This window comes from Bacteroides fragilis (assembly GCF_019583405.1).
GTDB classification, from domain to species: domain Bacteria; phylum Bacteroidota; class Bacteroidia; order Bacteroidales; family Bacteroidaceae; genus Bacteroides; species Bacteroides fragilis_B.
This window is the reverse complement of sequence record NZ_SZUU01000011.1, coordinates 26,650-44,728: the sequence shown is the minus strand read 5'-3', so window position 1 is coordinate 44,728 and position 18,079 is coordinate 26,650. Positions and strand designations below refer to the sequence as shown.

Genomic DNA, 18,079 nt, shown 5'->3' with positions numbered 1-18,079 from the left:
ATTTCATTCAATCACCTTGAACCTCTTTTTTATCAATAACCACCGGTATCTTATAAGATTTACCTTGACGGACAATATCGTATATCAATGTGTCTTGCCGGCTTAGCTCCGCATCCTCTTCCAAAGAGATCATTTTAATAGGAATTTCATTTATAGCAATAATTTCATCACCTTCTAACAAACCAGATTCTTTAACATAATTCCCCTCATAATCGGCAATTTTAGTAATAATAATTTTTCCATGGCTATTCATACGGGATGACATGTGAAATCGTTTCTTCCGAGGGTTGACCACTCGTTCGTAGTTCTTTATTGGCTGCAAACCTAATCTTTGTGATTTCATGTCGAAAAAAACATTAAATCTTTTAAGTAAATTCAGACCAATAAGATAATCACAAGGTACTTGATTAGGTTGATCAAATATATAAATCCGCAAGGAATCGAGTTGTATGCCACCAAACAAAGTAGCATTTACATTATGATGACTATAATATCCAGATGGTGCCTGCGTCCAAACGGCATTCTTTTTCTTAGAAAAAAAGGACAATTCAGAAGCTTGAGCCATCAGAGCTATGTCTTGTGGCATACCTGTATCTACAAGATAAGTATGAGTAAGCATCAGTGTGTCTCCATCAGCACATCTAATATTTAAAGGCAGATTAACATAAAAAAGTGAGCTTTTATCATTTCCTCTTACAAAAGGAATCAGAATACAATTCTTAGGCATAATAAAATCTTGAAATGAATGGATAGCCATATAATTATGTTCAAAGTTAAACTCCCATATATTAACAGTATCATTTTGTGGAATATTAAACAAACCATCTGATTGAGTACCTCCCATGTAATCTCTCCAATTATAAACTAACATTTTATCATATATCAAATTGGAATTCCCTACTTTTATAGTCGGAACAATTGTATACATAGATGCGGGCATACGTAATACAGACCATGCACACCCATATGGAGCAATAGTGTCAGGAGACAAATTCGATAAGATAGAAGGGTGAGCTGAACAAAAAGTAGAGTCAACAATAAAAGCTCCCAAAGAAGCCCCACTATCAAATGCCAAATTTGAAACAATGCTATCATTAAATAACACGGGAAGCACTATCTTTCTATCTAAAGAATCAATTGTAAAGTAAGTTCTTGCATCTCTTTTATTCCCTTTGGATATTTTCGTACAACTACCTAAAACAGTAGCTTGCAAAAAAAGAAAAACAATACACTTTATCAGCCCATTGCCTATAATTAACTTCATATTCTTTAATTTAGCTTTCCACAAGAGTAATACTGCTGAAAGTTAATTTCAGCAGTATTACAAAATAAAGGACTACGCTCAATTGTTCATACAAACAAATATAAACGCCCAATCAATTATTTTCATATACCACACGAGTGTCCTTGAGTCGCCCCACAAAGAGCATCTTGAGGCATAACAGGAAAATCCGGAAATTTCGGAAATTCCGGTTTGGGGTCAGTAGTAGAACAACATGGATGAGAACCATCTGATGTATACCCATGAGCATTATTGGCACTATCATTAGCACTAGTACTAGAGCCACCGGGTTTACCTTCATAATTGCAACCACATTGGCAGCACCCAGGAGTACCACCTCCCAAAACACGACACATCTCACGCTCATTCAATTCAGCTTTTGAAGCTTCATTCAGTTTCAGTTTTCTTAATTTCATACTTTAATCATTTTAAAATCAATATTTAATGTTCTTCGTAAAAATCACATAGATTTCCAACGTTACAGGTATTTGTTAGAACGAAGAAAAAGAGCCAAACAAATACCTTAGTAACTCAAATTATTTTTCCCCAACATCCAGATTGTGATGGGAAAAATAAAGCGTAAAACATAAGTCAACTCTCTCATATACATTCTTTTTTAATTTCTATTTTGAATCTTCACAAGATCACCACATAATAGTATTCAAAAAACTAAATCAAAGACATCAATTTATTCTTAACTATAAAAAGACTCAAATGCCATCCTCATTTTTTCTAATGAAAAAGCATCTTTATATCGACACCTATTTAACTTACCAACCTCTCTCGCCCAACAATCATCCGTTACCATTTTCAATAAACATTTCGAAAGTTCTTCAACTGATAACCTTAATTCATTTTGATCTTCCTTTAATATCAATCTGCACTCTACATTTTGATGATGAATCATTTCACTCAATCCTGTGGTATTAGTGATAATTAATGGTAATCCATGCATCATCATTTCTATGGCTACATAACTGCATTGCTCATGAAAAGACGGCATCACTCCAACATCTGCAATTTGATAAAATTCATATAATTTCTGTTTACTAATTTTCCCTATAAAAGTAATCCTACTCCAAATGTCTGCAGACATCTGTAAATACCTACTATAATTCCCGTCTCCCACTATTAACAAACGAGTGTTCGAACTCTTTTTTATCACCTTTGCGAAGGCTTCTATCAAATAGTCAATCCCTTTTATATCATCCAAACGCCCTACAAATAGAATTAATTTCTCCCCTTCTCCAAAAAATAAATCTCTTTTTCTTTGCATTCTCTCCACTTCACCCAAGAAGATAGCCTGATCAATTAAACCGTTGTATATCAACGTTAGTTTACATTCTTCAATTCCATAAAATTCATTCAGCAACATTTTAGTATATTGAGCCAAGCATATTATTCTATCTACTTTTCTGTAAAGAGATACTTCTTGCTTATATTCGTCATATATGTATTTTTCTTCCTCAGTTCTATCGTTCTCAGCTTTATCCAAAACGGTTTGTAACCTCTTTATATTCCCTTTCAAAGTGAAGCACCAGTTCAAATAATGTAAAGTCAACACAAATTGGCTGGTAGGATATATTTTCTTCAACAAGTCAACCAATGGTTCATGATGTAAATAATTAAAATGAAATACATTATCTTCACTTGAATCAACATACAATGCCAACAAGAAAGCAACACTTCTATAATATCGTTGAATTTCTTTCTCACTCCTCCAATCATACACTTTAGGAAAAGTTAGATAACGAACATTATTATCTTTTTTTTCAGTCAGTATCCCATCCTCTGAGTTCATACTAACTACAGTCAAACGCAAAGAATCAATACTGCTAAGACAGTTTATAACTTGAATTATATATGTCCCAATACCATATTGTGCCGCACGGCTATCACTATTTATCAAATATATATGCCTCATCGCAATAAGTATTTTAATCCTTCAACCCACAACAAGGCTTCTTTCTTCTCTCCGTCAGTTCTCTGTGACGTTATCTTTCCCAGAACAACGAGATACCAATCATCTATTTGTTTACCCACTAAATAGTCTAACAATAAAGAAATTCCAGGATGGCAGACTTTATTCGGAACATTCTCACAAACACCTCTTAAATCATCCAAATACATCTTATCGAATGGTTTCTGCAAATATCTCTCAGATGACAATAAGCGTATTAACACGTACCACGCCAACCCTTCTATCCCCGTATCAAATGAATAGTCTTTTACACGTCGTAAGTCACGTTCAATTATTTTATTATCAAGTTCTGTTAAGATATCATTAGAATCGCATTCAACAAATCCTTTCTGCATAAAATACTCTAATCCCCATCCAATTCCTAATAAGCCATTTTGAATTCCCCATGGAGTATCTATTCTAATATCATCATACACATCCCCAATCAGTTCATTTGCATAGTCACTATAAAGCGAATCTCCACAAAAATGAGCATAATGAAAAAAGAAAAGTGAAATGCCTATTTTGCCACGCAATAGCCCTAAATCCTTACAACAGGCACTATGTAGTATCTGATAATTAGCTATTTGTCTCAATAATTGTCCATTCATCTCAACTATATTTTTACCAAGATTTAACATATGCACGTAATTCATTCTGACCCATGCTACAGACTTTTATAAATTCCATTCGATTAATAAAAGCTAACTTTTCTATAGAATATCTGGAGTTCTCTCCCCTAGGATGCCATAAGTGGTATAATGGTCCTCCATTTGTCCAATGTACAGATTCTCCCAATATTTCCATCCTTCGAATACGCTCAGCATCTTCAGGTCCCCAACTGATAAAACGTTCATTATCTCCCCCAGATCTCAAATACTTTTCACGATCTACAACAAAAACTCCCCCACAGGAAGGACGCCACATCAAACGAGCATACATATCATCATGCGAAACTAAATGATCATACCTTTGTCCAGAAAGTATATATGCTTCACTTTGTTTTTTTGAAAGCATTTTTACCACTCCATTATATGGTATACTCATCACATATTTTCGTTCTATAATTGCTTGTATTGAGACCTCCAACTGCGACAAAGAAAATATAATATCAGCATCCCAAATAGCAACTATAGGAGTAGAAATTTCTCTTAATAATAAGTTAACATACCTCGTTTTGTGATAAACTAAATTTTCATCACGTTCATAAGTATAAGTAATTTTACTACAGATATCATCAGGGAACTGACACTCTTCACTTCCTGCATCCCAAACATGTACCCTCATCCCAGACGAGGATATATAGTGTAATAAGGCTAAAAGATTTCTCTTCCTCTCCCAACTGTCTATCCTCACAGGAATTCCAATAGTAATTTGCTCCAAATAACTCATAGATTGTACCTATTCATACATTTTTCGATTAGAACTGATACTTTTGTCCGATAAAAACCTGTAGGGTATAAGTCAAACAAAAAATCAAGTAAATCATCAATAGATTCGTTTGTATATTCCAATCTTTCCTCCAACCAATCAATCAAATAAATAAGATACTCTTTCAGGAAAGCACTTGAAACCGTATCACCTTTCAAAAATGTTGGAATAATCCTAATTAGAATATATCGTCCTAAACCTACAATTCCGTTATTTAATGAAAGTCCCGACATACCATAGGCATGTATACAGCGTGCAGCACATTGATCTATATCCTTTAAGACTTCATCAGCATCACCTTCCATATAACCATTTTGAATCAGATATTCAATCCCCCAACCAATCCCCCATAAACCACTACCAAAAGAAATAGGTATAGACGAATCAAGATGTTCATAAATCTCATCAAGGAGTTCACAACCAACATCTCCACATGTCAACTCGCCGGAAAGGCGTGCATAGCGAAAAAGAGCAATGGCGATCCCCATTTTTCCGTTAATAAGTCCGAGGCAGGACGTTCTACGTCCTACCTGAATAAGATCCTCTATAGGTAAATACCCTTGACCAGATATAAATATCTGATTTTGCATATTTATATAGAGTTACTTAGGAGAATCTATGGGATCTTCTTCAGAAGCTTTTATACTAGCAATCCAAATCCATTCACCATTTATTTCAACCCATACTCCTCCACCTTTAATAACCTGCATTTCATCTGTTGTTAATTTATCCATAATATTTGTTTTTAAGATTTTTTCAAAGGTCACAAAAAGCAGACATATTTACATCACGTATCTCACGAAAAACAAACCATTATGTTAATAAATATAAATTTAAAAACAATTACTTAAAGTTTACAATAATTCTTTCCATAAAAATCAAATGCAAAAACTATCTTTACAATATGAGAAAAGCAAATATAAGATGAAGCAAAAAATAGTAATCTGCGTCGTAACCATTGGCACCTTGGCTATCCTAATATTACAAGGATTTTGGCTTATGAATATGTACACACAATATCGCAAAGATGTAAGCGAACAAATGCTATCAAAATACCAATTAGCTATAGAATTGGAACTAGGAATGCGTTCCTCTGCCAAAGCCAAAGAACAAATGTATGAATTTACTCCTAAAAAAGTAATTCCTACAAAAAAGCTACATGAATATACAGGGGATACCATTAAGCTAACAGATGCAATTCAGCAAAACGTCGGTAATAACTTTGCCGAAATATTCAGCCAAATTTATCAAACCGTATTAATAACAAAAGGAAAATTCATCAATATCAACGATTTAGATTCAATTTACGAACAAGAACTTAAAAAACAGAAGTTACAAACGCAACATGTATTCATACTTTACAATAACGAAGGACGCTGCATCTCCTTTTCAGGAGACACTTTACAATTTGCAGAAAATACCCATATCCTAAGCGCAATACAACCTATTGGAGCAAAATCACTACAGAGCCTAAAACTATTGGTAAACTTACCCCCCAACTTAATATTAGACCGAATGGCCAGTGCACTCATTATTTCTTTTCTATTGGCTATCCTTATTATAGCATGTCTACTATACCAATTAATTATCATTAGAAGAAGAGACAATTTATTATATAAACGCGCTGCCGCCATTAATGGGGTTATTCACGATTTAAAGTCACCTTTAAATGCCACTTACGCTATATTGCTTTACTTTGCACAAGTTGAAGAAAATAAAGATAAACTAGAATTATTAAAAAGCGGAAAAGCACGCATTAAGCGATTAGGAAATATTATTGAATCATTACTATTAGTGGCCAAAAGCCAGAAACAAGAGATAGTTATAAATAGAAAGGAAATAAATATAATCCAAATTATTTATAAGGTTATCGAAGATATCAAATTGTGCTTTATCAACAAACAATTCAATATCAAAGTCAACAATCACCTAAAAGAAACTAATATTTATGTCGATGAAATTGGAATTAGTAGTGTGTTTACCAATTTGATCGAAAATGCATTAAAATACTCCGATAATAATACTCAAATAGATATAACTCTATCAGCATCACTCAGCGAATTATACATTGACATTAGTGATGACGGATATGGAATACCCGCAAAAGAGCATAAAAAAATATTCAATCAATTCTATCAAACTCCGAATTCGCGGAAAAATGATGGTTATGGAATTGGCTTAGCATACGTAAAAAAGATAATTGAAGCACACCATGGAAGCATCAGTTTAAAGAATAATCCTCAGAAAGGAACTACTTTTCTAATCAAATTACCAATCAATTAATAATTAATATATGAAAAAGAAAATTCTATTAGTAGATGACGATGGACTTATAACCCAAACATATACTTATATACTGAAACAAAATGGATATGAGGCAGAATCTTTGAACTCTTTAAAAGAAATAAAGAGTTTAATAAATGAATGGACACCTGATATTATAATATTAGATGTGAAAATTGGCAATAAGAATAGCATCGACTTTTTGCCTGAACTTAAAAAGATACTTCCACAAGTCCCGGTGATATTCATTTCATCACATACACAAGGATCTGAAATAAAAAGAGCCATAGAAGCAGGAGGAGAATATTATATCAAGAAACCTCTCGATATTGATGAATTAGAAGCCTATATAAACAAACTACTACCAAATCCACAAGAATGGTTTCTGACCAAAGAAGGGTATAGACTAAATTTAATCACACGAGACTTTTTTTTCAAAACAGCAAAAATCGCCAGGTTCTCAAACAAAGAAGTTATCCTATTTAAGCTATTATACTTAAATAAAGGAAGAGTGCTAAGCCGTAATCAAATAATGGACGAACTATGGCCCAATGGTAACGGTGGTATAGACGGTAGCCTCAATAATCTAATCTCAAGTATTCGTAAGTATTTAACAACATACGGGTATCTTACAATAGAAACAATACCCAACGAAGGGTATTATATAAAATAATTCTAATATTATTATTTCATTCAATCACCTTGAAGCTCATTTCTATCAATCACCACCGGTATTTTATAAGATTTACCTTGACGGACAATATCGTATATCAATGTGTCTTGCCGGCTTAGCTCCGCATCCTCTTCCAAAGAGATCATTTTAATAGGAATTTCATTTATAGCAATAATTTCATCACCTTCTAACAAACCAGATTCTTTAACATAATTCCCCTCATAATCGGCAATTTTAGTAATAATAATTTTTCCATGGCTATTTATACGGGATGACATGTGGAATCGTTTCTTCCGAGGGTTGACCACTCGTTCGTAGTTCTTTATTGGCTGCAAACCTAATCTTTGTGATTTCATGTCGAAAAAGACATTAAATCTTTTAAGAAAAAGCATTAGTTTTTCAGTGGTTCTGCCAAAGGGCTATACTATAAATATTATTCCTTAAACTTAGCGATAAGCAACACCGGATTATCTTCGTCATTCAATTTTGAAGCAATCTCTTTCAACTCTCCTTTCAACTTTCCTTGCCCGTTAAGTTCGATGAGCTCCTCAGCCGGATAACATTGTATGGCATAGTTTTCAGGCACTACATGATAATTGGCGGACAATCGCATTTGGAATGCCGGAATATTGGTAGCGGACACTACATCCCTGTTTACCAGATCGACCCGGCAATATTCATTAGTAAACCTGTCATACAAATAAGTTACCGGATCAGACACATGATTATTTTTCACATCTATATCCTTTACTATCGTGTACCAAAGCAGATAACGGCCGGTCATCACATCAACCGTCGCTAAAATCGGAATATTGTTTTCGCTTGTATGGTTCCGCCGGACAGTCAATGGAATCAAATGGTCATCACGATATACATATGCCGTATCCAAAGAATAATCGGCAATCAGAATATCCGAACCCAAACGGGCTACGGGAGACATGAATAAACCTACATAGCCGCCAGACTCACCGTCCCCTACCGTATAAAGTCCATCCCTTATTCTCTCCTTGACCGTGATGGAAACCGACGTTAATTTCCCGTCTTTCTTGGAAATCTTGTAATAAGGCGTTTTATTGACAGGATACCTCTCATCCTGAGAGTCGACAAAGCGATAATCTTCGCCAAACAGGAAATTTTCATCATACTCAAATATCGAAAAAACAAACATGCGGTTTTTCGGCAGTTTAAGCGTGCGCCTGTATGCGCCGCCATAACCATACACCTGAATCCTGCTTTGTAACCCGTCATAGATGAATATCTCCCGGGCTTTTTCATCGATGCAATAACCGCTGACAATATCCCCATATTCTTCCCCGCTCATGCCTGTATGGTTAAAAGAATGAAGGTATTTTCCTGACTTGTCAAAGAAGATAACATCACTTTTCTTGTTTACGGTAACAAGAAAGCTGTCCGTCATAAGGATGGGACGGGTACCGACCAATGAGCTGTCGCCGGTTTCCAGCACGGCATATCTTACATCGGCGAGATCCTGAAGAATGATTTCTTTCTTGGGGTATTGCCCCTGCAAATCAAAAACAGGCAATCCGGTGAACGGCTCGACAGGAGTATTTACACATGCCGGCTTCTCTTTTTGAGAACTACCGGTACAGGCCACCAACGCACTAAGCACTAAAATCAAATATAGGTTTTTCATTATAAATCTATTAAAAAATGTATAAAGTATTTCTCAGATAGAATCTGCATGAACAGCTTTTTCCTCCTTCTCCACCTTCACTCCGACCTGCGGCAGATTTGTGCATGAATCCAAAAATATCCCAACAAACAGATAACTTGATTTCATTTATACTAATTTATAAGAATTAAATAGTATCACATGTCAGACCCCCGTAAATTAGAAGCAGGCAATCTAACAAATGGTTTAACACTATCAACACCATGAACCCATCCTCAAAAATACAATTATATTTTTAAAAATCAACAATAAGTCGAATAATTCCTGTTGGTGAAATTCAAAAAATATATCAAAATCTTTATTCAAATCAAGTTTTAATTGCAAAAGTCTAGTTAGTTCCACCTTTTGCGATAATAACAGCCCTTTCATACGCAACATCAATTCTATCTTTAATACTTTGAATACTAGGTTCTGCAATGCAATCAATACGTACTCCAACTCGTTGAGTTGGAGAAAAATCCGGATAATAAATCCCTATCCCAGAATAAGCAGTTAGCACCTTTCCAGGAAATGTAAAAAGTGAAACATTGCCATCAGACCCCGAAGTTGAATTGCCAACCGTTATTGAACGCGGATTAACTTGTAAAGCCATCGTTAAATATTCAGAGAAACTTCGTGTCCATTCATTGACTAAAATTATAATTCGACCTTTATAATAGTTCTCACTACCTATTTTGCTGGAAGAAGATCGGTGATACCTCAACATACCTGGAAAACGAGTATCCGAATATGTTGAATAAGCAAAAAATGAGTTGGGAGGAACAAACATTTTAGTTAATGACGAAATTATATCGGTATAAGGATAAGATCTCAAATCTAGAATAATGGCAGATGCAGTTTTAATGGCATCATAATTATCATAAATATTATCAACAGAAGCGGAACGTAAATTCAAATATGCAATACTATCATTTACCCAATGATACAATGGAAGCTTTTCATTATTCCTATCAATTAGTCTTTCTTTTTGAAATAAATCGTATGCAGAATAGTTGTCTGATTTAGTTCTTAAAGTCTCCCCATCTCTAAGCAACGTGAATACAGTAGCAGAATCATATTGAGACAAAATAGCATTACAAATAAACATTTGGTCAGGCCAATAGTTTCCTCCACAAACAAATTCCTTTAGGCTATCAGCTAACTGATGAATATCCCGTCCGTCAACTTTCAAAACAATATCACCGATTTCAAAAGCACCTTTATCGTAAGCCGGAATCCGGATTTGATTGATTACAAATGTATCATTAATCAAACTCATTCTGAAATTAGGTCGATATGGGCCAAATACAAGTCCATCAATTGTTGCCGGGTAAGAAGCATGGGTGTCACGTAGCCGATTGGTTAATCGATATATTTCCAAATGATATTTCTTGGGCAAATCCGCTTTTTCGAAAAGTGGTATAGACTCATATAAGATTCGGTCCCAGTCACCCTCAATACTATTTTTATAAACATAAAAATAGTTTATCAAATTCCAATATTGAAAGAGTCCAACCAAACGCATATCTCTTTTAGGGAAAGAGGCATATTCCAATTCATCAATTAGGGCAATGTTACCGATAGATTTATTAAAAACAAAGCGATTTCTACGTCCGGAGTGAGAATAAAACATGGCTTCAAGTTTTTTCTTAATTCTATAATCGAGACATATAGTATCATCCATCCATTCGTTATTTATTAAGACATAATCATTTAAATCAGGATATGGATTTTTATTTTTCGATTGAGAAATCGCTGGGTATTCAATCAGACTATCCAATATTGCACAATATTTATCCTTAGAATCCGCCCTTTTCACCCTGGAAATATTAGCAAGTAACAGGCTATCCATTTGACTAACAGAAAGACGGGCATCTTCACGGTAATACTTTATAAATCCCCAAACTTTACACAAATAAAACAAGCGGGCATTAGCATCAAAGACTGTTGGCACAAAGCTATCTATTCTTTTTTTTTCTTTAAATATAGAATCAGTATATAAATTTATTTCCGAGCTAAACCTATAATAAAAATTTAACCATCGAACATATTTATAAATAGGAATAGCAAGTAAACCTACCAATATCAGAATAAATACATATCTTTTCTTTATGTTTTTCATAAGTAAACAATACAAAATTACTCTTACTCTTTTAGCTTTTCAGATTCCGCTTCTATATCGTTTCATATCATAATAGACCCTTTCAATACTCGTAAAGATAATATTTAATTCTATGTTTTAACACAAAATAGTATAGTTATTCAAAAATCTAATGTATATATTTTCGTTCTCAAAGATATATTACAATTATCGACCAAATAAAAGTCATTAATATCATACATATCATTAAAAGCAAAGCCAAAAGTTAAAATAGCACAATAAGGCATATTTAAACGCTTTCCAGAAAAGAATAGAAAACAGCCATCAGTAATAATCAAATAAACAGATTTCATATAGTCCCAGACTGTCATCCCAATTAACATTGTTAATGCTATTTTTTAGAGCATTCTATTCTTGGATGCAAAGAACAAGTCTTTTGCATTTAAAAGAGCTGTTCCTTATCATCAAAAGACTTGCTTTAACAGTGTGTTAAAACAGCCCTTCTAATCGCCCAAAACAAATAGAGAAAACTAACTGATTCTTAATACAATAGAATTTTAAAAAACTCTATATTCTAATAAATTCGCAAACAGGACATAAAAGAGATACTCGCCAATTTAACAACTAAGAAAGGTGCTTAATCTGATGTATCTATTCGCAATACATGCCTATTTACTGCTATCTCATAATTAAGTAGTCTTTTGCCAGACCAGCCCATCATAGCTCCCCTTCAATTTTTTAACTTGTAAATGGCAATAATCGGATTGTCATCTTCTCCCATTTCATCAAGAAGACGCATTAATTCGGCTTTCTTCTTCGGGAGTTTAACTTTGGCATCTTTTATCGTTGTCTTCAATTTATCTGCCTGAACTGCATCAATAATCGAATAAACATGTCGATTATCAATATAGCGGAATCCGCCTATATTAACACCACCGTCTATGTCATTTGTTATCCCGGGAGTACCTAATGCAAACCAACCACCTATCTTATCAGAAGATTGACTCCAACTCTTCACACCTCCCGTTTGCTTATTGAAGAAACTATACCACCACCTTTTTCCATAAACATAAGTAAGCAACAAAAAGTCTTTGGTCTCTGCGATAGACATCATTAAGATATAGTTTTCTCGCCTGCTTTGCCGACTTATTTGATACTCGGAAACAGGCAACTTATACCGTCCCAGATTTAAATGATAACGGGGAAAGATAGAGTCCAGACTTACTCCATAGATTGTATCGTTAATTACAGAATAAGCATTATAGGAATTATCATAAAACCAATGCCGTGGTCTATCAATCATCACAAACTGAGGACAATTCGCATAAAAACTGGATCCGAGATAAGGGCTTTGATTTGTCACAACAGTACCGTCAGCTCCTACAATACAAACAGTAGAAACATATTGAGGAAAGAGTTGACCTTCCGGTATAAAACCAGGATAACAAACAATGTTATTATTCAAAAGATCAAAATCAGCAGATGCACTCATCAATGCTTCAAAATCTTTGGACGGAACTATCTTTTGAATAAATTGATTATCATGTACCCGATATACAAAAAAACCACTACGATAAGCAGCTTTTACATATACAAGACTATCCGTAGCTGAAAAACCAAGTATTGTATTGGTTTCTCCCGGCCCTTGTCCCAACTTTCCGAGTGAACGAATATAAGCTCCATCTCTACTAAACATTTTTATTAAAGAATTCTCTCCATCACTCTTTACAAAAAGGAAGTGAGGAGTTAATTGTATCTTAGAAATATAGCCTATCAACGACTGATCGGTTGTTTCAGGTTTAATATATTCCACATCCTCTATAAACAGACTCATCAACAGCTCTTCACCACAGTCGGAAAGATGATCAGCTAAATTGATTTCACGAAAGGCCTCTACGTGGAACTGCGTATCACTGGCAACAGATGATTGATCATTGTTCTTCCTGCTCTGGCAAGCAATAAAGATACAAAACAGACCTAATATACAACTCAAAGACTTATACATATCATTAATTCATATCGTTTATGAAAAATCACTAATTAACATCGTAATCTAATCCTTCAAAACATGAACGCCCCAAACAGTACATTCTGCATCTTTATAAAAGAAATTTCTTCCAAGGTGTAAAATCCTTATCTCTCAAGAATCGATTTTAGCCTTTCTTTATCATAACGGCCAAACCATATTCTCTAACTTTGCATTGATTTCACTTATTTATATTTACATATCATTAATATATCATTGTCATCTATACTCAATCGGGATGCAATATCCTTCAGCTCCCCCTTCAACCCGCCCGCTTGATATTGTTCAATAAGCCTTTCCGCCCCAAACATACTTATACCATAATTTTCTCTATCAGCAGACTGAAGTATCATAGTCGGCACAGGCCTTTCTATATCGGAGGAATAATTATAATCATACATTTTCCATTCCGCAATCTTGCCTGTATGCCTGTTTAACACAAGCTCAGGAACATCCGCCATAGGAGACATGGGAGCAGAAGGATTATAATACATCGGAATTATTCTAAAATACAAGTATGAATCGGTGTATAATTCACAAGCGACAATGACCGGTGGATCTGACGCATATACCGAAGGAGTCTGCACGGCGATAGGAACCAGCTTGTGATGACGATAGCTGTAAATAGTATCCAAAGCATAGTCGGCAATCAAGAAAGCATCGCCATTTTTTATCAGCGCGGTTATGAGAAAGAGGACCTGATCTTTATAAGCCCCTCCGGGAAACTTGACGATCTCTGTATGCACCTTCTCACTGATAGGTTTATCCACAGCAATCCCGATGGAAGACATCTCTCCGCTCTGTTTATCGATCAGATAGTAAGGATGCGTATCCACCTTTTTCTTTTTGCGAAAGTCATAAAACCGATTATAACCTATCAGATAATCCTTATCATAATTATACAGATCGATAAATGTGCAATCCTTCATAGGCAAAGCATGGCTACGTTTATACCGTCCATCAAAAAAATAAATATATATCTTTTTCCTGAACGAATCATAGATGTATATTTCTTGCATGCCAAAATCGGCATCCCATGCGGTTATAGAACTGTACTCTTCAGCAGATCCTCCTCGCCGGTTAAAAGTCCACAAGTACCTCCCTTTTCTATTAAAGAAAAAGATATTGCCATTATCAACACCACTTGCGACAGTTATATAATCATCTGAAATCCGAAAAGCGGAACAATCCGACGCAAGCAGTGAATTTCGTGTCGTTTCTAAAGGAACATACTCTACATCGGCAACATCATGTATATTCACTTTCTCAACAGGATATTCACAAGTAACATCTATGACACACAAAGAGGAATCCATGTCATTAGAAACCTTTTCTTTAGTATGAGAGCAACTCCATGAAATGAGAAGCAGAAGCCATAAATAGATTTTATCCATAAACCTAAATTTTACAAGTATTATTATACTTACTGATTACGTTCAAAGAATCTCAGGTTACATACCGTTATACCAGGTCTTTCGTCTAAAATATATTCCGTTTCAGTCTTTCAATTTATAGAAAGCAATAATCGGATTGTCATCCTCGCCCATTTCATCAAGAAGCTCCAGCAGTTCGGCCTGTTTCTCAGGAAACTTGACCTTAGCTTCAGCGACGTTGCGCTTTATCTGATCCAAATTATCCGGAGTGATTGCGAAGTGAAAACAGTTTTCACCTACATTATAGAAGTCTTTGAACGATTGAGAGCCGTCAATATCATTCGTTATACCCGGTGCATCGAGTATCACCCAATGATGAGCTTTAAAAGGAGTTTGCTCCCAAGAGTCGATCCTCTCCGTTTTTTTATCATATCGGCTGAACCACAACTTTTTATCAAACCAAAATTTAAAAAAAAGAAACTCTTTAGTTTCATAAACACTTTGCATCAGAACAAAATCTCCCCAACCATAATCATGAGTAGGATCATATCTTCCGGAAGGCAATTTATATTTTCCAAGAAAAAGATGGTAACGGGGAAAAATAGAATCACAAGTAATGCCGTAGATCGTATCATTAATAAACGAATAAACGTTACTTCTTCCACGATAGAGCCAAGAAGGATCAGAAGACAATTGTAATATTTTCTTATCACCAGAAGATAAGTAAGGGATTTGCTCCATCAATGTCTCTCCTTCTCCATTCGCAACACAAGCGCTTATGAATGTCTTGCTATTATCAGGCGAATAAACAGTACCGGGATAATAAATCAAACAATCTCCCATCACATCGATGGCCCTACTAAAAAAAATAGGCCATTTTAAAGGAATTTCCTTGACGAAGCTGTTATCCCGCATATCATAGACTGTCAGGCTGCCATTACGGCTGAACGGATAAATAAATACCAAATTGTCACTGACTGTGAAAAAGTCAATATTAGCTATCTCTCCAGGACCCTGACCTACACGACCGATTTTACGGATAAACTTCCCGGTAATATCAAACATCATGACATGGTTCTGATTTCTTGAATAAATAAAGACAAACTTCTCCGTCCGCTTTAGCTGCTTTATATCACCGACTAATATATTATCCTGCGTTTCCAGCTTCACATACTCCACATCTTTTACGATGTCACTCAACAGTAAAGGCTTGCCACAATCTTTCAGATTGTTAGCAAGATCAATGTCTTTAAAGGTTTCCTCAGCCGATAAAGCGTTATCATCCACCATATCCGGAGAAGAAGGCTTGCTGCCACAAGCAGCAAGAAAAAACAATACCAAAAACAATGCGATATAATCTAACTTCATAGGACGATAATTTATAGGTTATTACTAATAGTTGGATTTAAGTTTCCCAATCATAAGAATGTCATTATCATTTTCATGCAGACTATTTCGTAAATCGGTGGCCCGCTTACATATTTCAGGCTTTAAATCAGTTTGGGCAAGGACTTTATCTAAAGCATCCATCAGTCCAAGAGGTTCGAAAGTAATACAAACATAACCATTCTGCATTACCAAATAAGGATAAGATAAACCTAAAAGAGGATCAGTAAAGCGATCAATGCGACTTACACTGCCATCCTTTTTCGAAACACAAACATTAAATGTAGTCAGACGGACAGGAGAAGCACTTGAAGAAGTATTATTAGGATATAATGTAACACGTGCCCAATAGCTTTGGGATGTTTCATATAAAATAGTCGCAACTCTTCGATTTGCAGCAACAACATAATCTAATGTAAAACAAGGTATTATTATATTCCTTTTAGTATCATAATGATACAAGGTATCAGGACGAGTACGTAACCCCGGATCTTCAAATATGGAGAAAGAAAACGCATCCACATTTCGAACCACAACCAAATCATTACTATAATCTCCACTTAAACCATAATTTTTCGCTGAAACCTTATGTACGATATCACCTTTCAAATTTTGAACCCAACACAAATTGCTGCTAATTTCAAAGTTCGAATTCTCATTCTCAGAAAATGGCAAACCAACTACAGCTATGTTCTTTTTATTATCATCAACCCAAATCCAAGGTTTATGTACTATTTCCTCAAAATGAATAACCTCTTCAGGTAAATAATTACCCTTCAAATCATAAATAAGCACTTTATTCGAATTCCCCGAACCTAAATAAATACGACTTAGCTTTTCGTCCAGCATCCATGAATACATTGTTTTATATTCTCCAGGTCCCTGCCCTATGCCTCCAATGTCTGCTACATATTCTCCCTTACGCGTAAATAATTTAACAGGGGATATAGCATCAGGCTTTAACAAAATATAATTGTCCGTCACAAAGATACCAAATGAATAGGTTTTAATAAGTGCCTCATCCTTATTCTCCAACTTAATAATATCGTATGTCTCCACTAAATCACCCAAAGACATTACTATCCCTTCTGCTTTCTCCACCATGTGCAAATCAACAGAACGAAAAGTGGAATCTTCTATTATATCCCCCTCTTTAGATACAGATGAAGAGCAGGAAGCAAACATTGCAACCGAAAAAAGAAAGAGAAACGGATAAAAAGAACGTCTTGTTTCCATATAAAATAGATCTTAGTTTAAAGCAAAATGCATACTGTTCAAGAAGCATACTGCAATATACGAATTATTCGTAGAATGTCATTCTTTCAGGGATATGTTTATTAGCACTATTAACAAGATTACCAAAAAGCAAATGGTTCTTCAGAAGTATTAGTAATCAATTATAACGCTTACATTCAGGAATCTTTCCAATCAGCATTATCAAGAATATCTTATTTCCATATATAAGAGATTCTATCTATCACCTATATTTATAGAAGATACAAACACAATACTAAACTATTTCTCACTTTCACAAGAATCACTCAAAAGTAATAAATATGTTCACGTTATAAATGTACCAATCATCAATACAACGAAATCTACTTTTCTTGTTTCGCAATGATAATTGCCTCCTCATATGTGGTATCTATTTTTTTCTTTATATCATTAATTTTAGGTTCCATGGTATAATCTACACGCACCCCTACTCGTTGGGTAGGAGTAAAACCAGGATAATAGATTCCTATTCCCAAATAGATTGTCCTGACTTCTCCAGGAAATGTAAAAAGTGAAATATTCCCATCTGCTCCTGAAGTGGAGCTATCTACAGTCATCGTTCGTGGATTCATCTGTAGGACCATAGTTGCATATTCAGAAAAACTTCGCGTCCATTC

At 34.9% G+C, this 18,079-nt stretch carries 17 protein-coding genes; 2 read left to right on the top strand and 15 right to left on the bottom strand.

The window, feature by feature from the left end; genetic code table 11:
• Positions 1-7 precede the first annotated feature (7 nt).
• The 7 genes from FDF36_RS21355 to FDF36_RS21350 all read right to left on the bottom strand — a co-directional run bounded on the left by FDF36_RS21355 (position 8) and on the right by FDF36_RS21350 (position 5,407).
• On the bottom strand, positions 8-1,264 hold the full coding sequence (locus tag FDF36_RS21355) for a PDZ domain-containing protein (RefSeq protein WP_101603890.1): 1,257 nt from the start codon (positions 1,262-1,264) through the stop codon (positions 8-10).
• Between the two features lie 122 nt (positions 1,265-1,386).
• The gene (locus FDF36_RS18645; protein WP_081113263.1) at positions 1,387-1,698 is read right to left on the bottom strand and encodes a TIGR04149 family rSAM-modified RiPP; all 312 of its coding nucleotides are present in this window, start codon (positions 1,696-1,698) and stop codon (positions 1,387-1,389) included.
• Between the two features lie 278 nt (positions 1,699-1,976).
• Positions 1,977-3,206: a TIGR04157 family glycosyltransferase gene (locus FDF36_RS18640; protein ID WP_101603893.1), complete on the bottom strand. Its 1,230-nt coding sequence runs from the start codon at positions 3,204-3,206 to the stop codon at positions 1,977-1,979.
• Positions 3,203-3,853 carry a glycoside hydrolase family protein gene (locus FDF36_RS18635; RefSeq protein WP_229080874.1) on the bottom strand — a complete coding sequence of 217 codons (651 nt, stop codon included), beginning with the start codon at positions 3,851-3,853 and terminating at the stop codon, positions 3,203-3,205. The genes FDF36_RS18640 and FDF36_RS18635 overlap by 4 nt, the downstream gene beginning before the upstream one ends.
• A 13-nt stretch (positions 3,854-3,866) precedes the next feature.
• Positions 3,867-4,634, bottom strand: a complete 768-nt coding sequence (locus tag FDF36_RS18630; RefSeq protein ID WP_101603897.1) for a galactosyltransferase-related protein — start codon at positions 4,632-4,634, stop codon at positions 3,867-3,869.
• Positions 4,631-5,263: a glycoside hydrolase family protein gene (locus FDF36_RS18625; protein ID WP_101603899.1), complete on the bottom strand. Its 633-nt coding sequence runs from the start codon at positions 5,261-5,263 to the stop codon at positions 4,631-4,633. The genes FDF36_RS18630 and FDF36_RS18625 overlap by 4 nt, the downstream gene beginning before the upstream one ends.
• Before the next feature lie 12 nt (positions 5,264-5,275).
• A complete protein-coding gene (locus FDF36_RS21350) occupies positions 5,276-5,407 on the bottom strand; it encodes a hypothetical protein (RefSeq protein WP_255469918.1) in 132 nt (43 codons plus the stop codon).
• 190 nt (positions 5,408-5,597) lie between these two features.
• On the opposite strand from FDF36_RS21350, the gene FDF36_RS18620 reads away from it, so the two are divergent.
• Both FDF36_RS18620 and FDF36_RS18615 read left to right on the top strand, forming a co-directional pair.
• Positions 5,598-6,956 (top strand): sensor histidine kinase, encoded by a 1,359-nt coding sequence (locus FDF36_RS18620; RefSeq protein WP_220392348.1) that lies wholly within the window; start codon positions 5,598-5,600, stop codon positions 6,954-6,956.
• A gap of 10 nt (positions 6,957-6,966) precedes the next feature.
• On the top strand, positions 6,967-7,629 hold the full coding sequence (locus FDF36_RS18615; protein WP_137568978.1) for a response regulator transcription factor: 663 nt from the start codon (positions 6,967-6,969) through the stop codon (positions 7,627-7,629).
• A 20-nt stretch (positions 7,630-7,649) separates the two neighbouring features.
• Here the strand turns inward: FDF36_RS18615 and FDF36_RS18610 are convergent, their stop codons facing one another.
• The 8 genes from FDF36_RS18610 to FDF36_RS18575 all read right to left on the bottom strand — a co-directional run bounded on the left by FDF36_RS18610 (position 7,650) and on the right by FDF36_RS18575 (position 18,019).
• Complete coding sequence (locus tag FDF36_RS18610; protein ID WP_032537702.1) at positions 7,650-7,985, bottom strand: PDZ domain-containing protein; 336 nt, start codon at positions 7,983-7,985, stop codon at positions 7,650-7,652.
• A gap of 77 nt (positions 7,986-8,062) precedes the next feature.
• A complete protein-coding gene (locus FDF36_RS18605; RefSeq protein ID WP_220392347.1) occupies positions 8,063-9,283 on the bottom strand; it encodes a 6-bladed beta-propeller in 1,221 nt (406 codons plus the stop codon).
• A 367-nt stretch (positions 9,284-9,650) separates the two neighbouring features.
• Positions 9,651-11,423, bottom strand: coding sequence for a S41 family peptidase (locus FDF36_RS18600; RefSeq protein WP_220392346.1), 1,773 nt, complete (start codon positions 11,421-11,423; stop codon positions 9,651-9,653).
• A gap of 709 nt (positions 11,424-12,132) precedes the next feature.
• The gene (locus tag FDF36_RS18595; RefSeq protein ID WP_220392345.1) at positions 12,133-13,407 is read right to left on the bottom strand and encodes a 6-bladed beta-propeller; all 1,275 of its coding nucleotides are present in this window, start codon (positions 13,405-13,407) and stop codon (positions 12,133-12,135) included.
• Between the two features lie 206 nt (positions 13,408-13,613).
• Complete coding sequence (locus FDF36_RS18590; RefSeq protein ID WP_220392344.1) at positions 13,614-14,822, bottom strand: 6-bladed beta-propeller; 1,209 nt, start codon at positions 14,820-14,822, stop codon at positions 13,614-13,616.
• A gap of 102 nt (positions 14,823-14,924) precedes the next feature.
• On the bottom strand, positions 14,925-16,169 hold the full coding sequence (locus FDF36_RS18585; protein ID WP_220392343.1) for a 6-bladed beta-propeller: 1,245 nt from the start codon (positions 16,167-16,169) through the stop codon (positions 14,925-14,927).
• Positions 16,170-16,193: 24 nt separating this feature from the next.
• Positions 16,194-17,423 (bottom strand): 6-bladed beta-propeller, encoded by a 1,230-nt coding sequence (locus FDF36_RS18580; protein ID WP_220392342.1) that lies wholly within the window; start codon positions 17,421-17,423, stop codon positions 16,194-16,196.
• Positions 17,424-17,785: 362 nt separating this feature from the next.
• On the bottom strand, positions 17,786-18,019 hold the full coding sequence (locus FDF36_RS18575) for a hypothetical protein (RefSeq protein WP_250703334.1): 234 nt from the start codon (positions 18,017-18,019) through the stop codon (positions 17,786-17,788).
• Positions 18,020-18,079: the final 60 nt, after the last annotated feature.

What these genes read in the sequence shown, in the direction of transcription:
- FDF36_RS18580 (WP_220392342.1), bottom strand. Translation starts at nt 17,423, where the DNA reads ATGGAAACAAGACGTTCTTTTTATCCGTTTCTCTTTCTTTTTTCGGTT.
- FDF36_RS18595 (WP_220392345.1), bottom strand. Translation starts at nt 13,407, where the DNA reads ATGTATAAGTCTTTGAGTTGTATATTAGGTCTGTTTTGTATCTTTATT.
- FDF36_RS21350 (WP_255469918.1), bottom strand. Translation starts at nt 5,407, where the DNA reads ATGGATAAATTAACAACAGATGAAATGCAGGTTATTAAAGGTGGAGGA.
- FDF36_RS18615 (WP_137568978.1), top strand. Translation starts at nt 6,967, where the DNA reads ATGAAAAAGAAAATTCTATTAGTAGATGACGATGGACTTATAACCCAA.
- FDF36_RS18630 (WP_101603897.1), bottom strand. Translation starts at nt 4,634, where the DNA reads ATGAGTTATTTGGAGCAAATTACTATTGGAATTCCTGTGAGGATAGAC.
- FDF36_RS18590 (WP_220392344.1), bottom strand. Translation starts at nt 14,822, where the DNA reads ATGGATAAAATCTATTTATGGCTTCTGCTTCTCATTTCATGGAGTTGC.
- FDF36_RS18635 (WP_229080874.1), bottom strand. Translation starts at nt 3,853, where the DNA reads ATGAATGGACAATTATTGAGACAAATAGCTAATTATCAGATACTACAT.
- FDF36_RS18585 (WP_220392343.1), bottom strand. Translation starts at nt 16,169, where the DNA reads ATGAAGTTAGATTATATCGCATTGTTTTTGGTATTGTTTTTTCTTGCT.
- FDF36_RS18575 (WP_250703334.1), bottom strand. Translation starts at nt 18,019, where the DNA reads ATGACTGTAGATAGCTCCACTTCAGGAGCAGATGGGAATATTTCACTT.
- FDF36_RS18640 (WP_101603893.1), bottom strand. Translation starts at nt 3,206, where the DNA reads ATGAGGCATATATATTTGATAAATAGTGATAGCCGTGCGGCACAATAT.
- FDF36_RS18605 (WP_220392347.1), bottom strand. Translation starts at nt 9,283, where the DNA reads ATGAAAAACCTATATTTGATTTTAGTGCTTAGTGCGTTGGTGGCCTGT.
- FDF36_RS18625 (WP_101603899.1), bottom strand. Translation starts at nt 5,263, where the DNA reads ATGCAAAATCAGATATTTATATCTGGTCAAGGGTATTTACCTATAGAG.
- FDF36_RS18645 (WP_081113263.1), bottom strand. Translation starts at nt 1,698, where the DNA reads ATGAAATTAAGAAAACTGAAACTGAATGAAGCTTCAAAAGCTGAATTG.
- FDF36_RS18620 (WP_220392348.1), top strand. Translation starts at nt 5,598, where the DNA reads ATGAAGCAAAAAATAGTAATCTGCGTCGTAACCATTGGCACCTTGGCT.
- FDF36_RS18610 (WP_032537702.1), bottom strand. Translation starts at nt 7,985, where the DNA reads ATGAAATCACAAAGATTAGGTTTGCAGCCAATAAAGAACTACGAACGA.
- FDF36_RS21355 (WP_101603890.1), bottom strand. Translation starts at nt 1,264, where the DNA reads ATGAAGTTAATTATAGGCAATGGGCTGATAAAGTGTATTGTTTTTCTT.
- FDF36_RS18600 (WP_220392346.1), bottom strand. Translation starts at nt 11,423, where the DNA reads ATGAAAAACATAAAGAAAAGATATGTATTTATTCTGATATTGGTAGGT.